The sequence below is a fragment of the Streptomyces sp. TRM68367 genome (genome assembly GCF_014495685.1).
GTDB lineage: Bacteria > Actinomycetota > Actinomycetes > Streptomycetales > Streptomycetaceae > Streptomyces.
Genome location: NZ_JACTVI010000219.1, coordinates 1 through 3,705, shown reverse-complemented (window position 1 = coordinate 3,705; position 3,705 = coordinate 1). Strand labels below are relative to the sequence as shown.

Here is a 3,705-nt window from a genome sequence, read left to right as displayed (position 1 = left end):
AGCGGCCTGAGCAACAGGCCCCGAGCCCGACTGGACCATGCCTCGACACACCATCAGGCCCTACCCACCCAAACAACGTGACAACGCCTCTCCGCGCGCAGCGCTCAGGCGCGAGGCGGCAGTAACCGCAATTGCGGTGGCGGCAAGGGCGGCGCTGACCCATGCAGCATCTCGGTAGTCACCCGTCGCCCCAGTCACGGCGCCGGCGAGCAGTGGTCCCAGGAACGCACCGGCGTTCAGCGCCACGGTTGCGAACGACCCGTTCAAGGACGGGGCATCAGCCGCGACATGCATGACACGGTTGACGAGGGTCGATCCGATCCCGAACGACAGCCCGCCCTGGACGACCGCAACGATGAGCAACGGCACTGTCTGCGTGCTGGTCATGGCAAGCACCGCCCACCCGACAGGCAGAGCCCACATCGCGAGGACCAGGCCTTGCCGGAGCTGACCGTCGGCCATACGACCGGCTGCGTTCACTCCGATGAAGGCGCCGACTCCGAACGCGGCGAGCAGTCCGGGGACCGCGCCGGCGGACAAGTGAGCCACATCCGTGGCAATGACAGCCAGGTAGGCGAAGGTCGCGAAAGTGGCCCCATTGACCAGCGCCGCGAGCGTCAACGCCAGCCGCACCGAGCGCGACTTGAGCGCCTGCGCTTCCTGCCGCACCGAGACATCGTGCCGCCGGGCCGCACCAGCGGGCGCCGACCGGAACACGAGAGCCAACGCGGGCAAGCACAGGACAGCAACTGCCCAGAAAGCCGAACGCCAGCCGGACCAGTTCCCAAGCAGGGCGCCGGCAGGCACGCCGGCAACACACGACAGCGTGACCCCCGACAGCAGGACAGCGGTGGCGCGGCCCTGCTTTGCCGGGTTTACGAGAGCGGTCGCCACGCTCATCGCGACCGCCAGGAACCCGGCATTGACGATCGCGGCGACGATTCGGGTTCCGAACAGCACGGCGAAGTCCGTCGTGACTGCGCCAATGACGTGCACGACGACGAACGCGGTCAGGAATCCTGCCAGTGCGCGACGACGTGGCCATCGCGCACTCAGTGCGGCCATCACCGGTGCACCGATGATCATCCCGATGGCGTATGCGGACGTCAGGCTTGCGGCGGCTCCCACCGACACGGACAAATCACGGGCAATACCCGGTACGAGACCAGACAACATGAACTCGGAGGTTCCTTGCGCAAAGACAGCAAGGCCGAGGACGTAGATGAACACGGGCACGAAGTCGACTCCAGCGTTGACGTGTGCGGGCATGAACATCCGCGCGCTGGACGTCGAACTGCGTCACCTGTTGCTGAGACGAGAGCCGAATCAGACCAGACACACGGAGCACGTGTCCGGTCACTCGCAGCGAAGCCGACCAAGGAACCAAAACGGTCGTTGGTCAGTCGTCAACCCGCCGCCGAGCGACCGGCGGCTCCGTTCTGTCTGACTCAGGGCTCATCACGTGAGGCACAGTACTCACGGCTTCGGCAACCATCAACCGGATAACGGCGGACCATGATCGTGCTCCACGCAACATCAGGTAGCGCCACAGGTGTTGCACACGATACTGTCGACCACACCGGCGCTGAGCTGCACAAAGTGGTCTCCACTCGCCTCGCGTCACACGGTTACCCCCAGAGAAGACGGCAAACGCCCGCAGGCACTCGCGCCCGCAACTCGGCCTCACGCTGTCTGGTCATGACGCGAGGATCCACGCCTCAACGCAGATATGGCGCAGCTTCTTCCTTCGTCGGACGGGTCACCGTTCTCAACGTCTGACGGCGCCGGGGCGCCGGACAGGCGGTCAGATCCGCCAGGAGCGGATACGGTCGGCTGCGTCGTACCCGTCGGCGCGGCCGGTGTCGATGTCGCGGGCGAGGTCGATCAGCGCGCCGTAGGGCGGGTCGATGGCCTCGCCCGCGGCGTCCATGTAGGACACGACGACCGCGGCGCCGTACAGGGCGTTGCGGGCCGGGAGGGGGCGCAGCCGGATGACGGCGTGCATGAGGGCGGCCGCGCGCCAGGCGTCGTCGACGATGACGCCGACTTGCGGGGTGTTGACGCGGTGGCGGGCGACGGCAGCCACGAGGTTGGAGAAGTCGTGGACTTCAGGGTGCTTGGGCAGCACCTCCGCCTGGCGCTCCAGCAGCCAGCGGATGTCGATGTGGAGCTCCACGTCAGGCCGCCCGCCCCGGGACCTCGGCAGCGTCCAGGCGGGCGGGGGCGTCGTCGGGGAACGCCGCGTCGAACGCGTCCGCGTTGTCCGCGACGAACTGGCGGAAGACCTCCGCGGCGCCTTCGAGGCGGGGGTCGCGGACCGCGTTGCGTGCGGCCTCGGTGATGAGCGCGGTGACCGTGGTGCCCTCGGTCTCAGCCCGCTCCTGCAGCTGGGCGTGGAGGTCCTCGGGGACCCGGATCGTCACTGATTTCGACATGCTCCGAACGTACAGCAGGGCGTACAGCACGGGTACGGATTCAGCAGAATCACCCCGAAGGAGGCTGCCTCGGGCGACGCGGACCCAGGGACCCAGCCGCCCGGCCGAACCGCGTCGACCAGGGAAATCGCCGGACCCAAGGACCCAGGGATCCAAGTCTGGCCCCGTGCTGGGTCCGGCTGGCGGCCATGACACAGACCGCTGATCAGTGACACAGAAGGCGTGTCGACCAGACAGAACACGGGGTCGATGACACCCCGCATCCGACTACCGCGCCGAGATGACCGTCCGCTTCGCGATCTGGGAGCAGATCACCGGCGTCGCCGGCCTGCCCACCGCGCCGTGAGCACACAGCCGGAAACCCGACACCACCACGCCCCGGCACACCGTCAGACACCCCACACCCAACAACGTGACAACGCCCTTGAGCGGCCAGGAATGGGAGAGAGTAATGGCATCCGTAACGAGTCAAGCTGTACATCGGCGGCGTTCCTGGCTCATTTTTTGCGGGATCGCAATCGTAGGCCTGGGAATTGGAATGCTTGCGGCGATTTTCAAGGTTACCTCGGTGAATGGATTCCGGACCGGTTGACAGGGAATACCAATCTACTTGGCGCTTGCGAGCATCCTGGGTCGAATCGCCAACTGTCGACTTGTCTCTTGTCCTGTGCGTCCTGATATCAGGCGCGGGTGCGATCTGGATGACACTCGACTGAAAGGCAGTCGGAGTCTACTCCAGCCGTAGATCGTGATCTTGTTGATCGTCGGGATGGTATGCAGGGCGGCCCCAGGACCTGCCGCGTAGCGTGGAAGTAAGGGAGGTGAGGGTCATGACCGGACAGATATTGACCGAGGTCAGCGCGGTCGTCCCGACTGAGCGTGAAGCGGACCTTGTCGCGGCCTACCGTGAGCTTGTCGCCCACCCTCTGCCCGATGGGCTGATACGAACCGAGTTGCTGAGCGGGCAGGACGGGCGGTGGCGTATTCAGACGTTGTGGCGGGACCGCGCCGCCCTCGAAACTATGCGCGCGGCCCCAGACGGCCCGGCAGCACCTCGGCTCTTCCGCGAAGTGGGCGCTGACCCCGAGCTCGCACTGTTCGACGTCAAGGTCCACCACATCGCCCCGGGCGAATAGAGCTGCTGCGGGCGTTGTCACGTTGTTTGGGTGGGTAGGGCCTGACGGTGTGTCGAGGCATGGTCCAGTCGGGCTCGGGGCCTGTTGCTCAGGCCGCTGCGGGCCGGCCGGTTACCTGGTCCCAGATCGCGAAG

Annotated in this window: 4 protein-coding genes; 1 reads left to right on the top strand and 3 read right to left on the bottom strand. The window is 66.3% G+C overall.

Going from position 1 to position 3,705, the window contains the following annotated elements; genetic code table 11:
• Positions 1-60: 60 nt before the first annotated feature.
• The 3 genes from H8R17_RS44775 to H8R17_RS44765 form a co-directional block, all read right to left on the bottom strand.
• Positions 61-1,236: a Cmx/CmrA family chloramphenicol efflux MFS transporter gene (locus H8R17_RS44775; RefSeq protein ID WP_187828891.1), complete on the bottom strand. Its 1,176-nt coding sequence runs from the start codon at positions 1,234-1,236 to the stop codon at positions 61-63.
• 568 nt (positions 1,237-1,804) lie between these two features.
• Positions 1,805-2,176, bottom strand: coding sequence for a toxin Doc (locus H8R17_RS44770; RefSeq protein ID WP_187828890.1), 372 nt, complete (start codon positions 2,174-2,176; stop codon positions 1,805-1,807).
• Between the two features lies 1 nt (position 2,177).
• Entirely contained in the window at positions 2,178-2,435 is a 258-nt protein-coding gene (locus H8R17_RS44765) for a YlcI/YnfO family protein (RefSeq protein ID WP_187828889.1), read from the bottom strand.
• An 830-nt stretch (positions 2,436-3,265) separates the two neighbouring features.
• Between H8R17_RS44765 and H8R17_RS44760 the strand changes: the two genes are divergently transcribed.
• Complete coding sequence (locus tag H8R17_RS44760) at positions 3,266-3,571, top strand: hypothetical protein (protein ID WP_187828888.1); 306 nt, start codon at positions 3,266-3,268, stop codon at positions 3,569-3,571.
• Positions 3,572-3,705 lie beyond the last annotated feature (134 nt).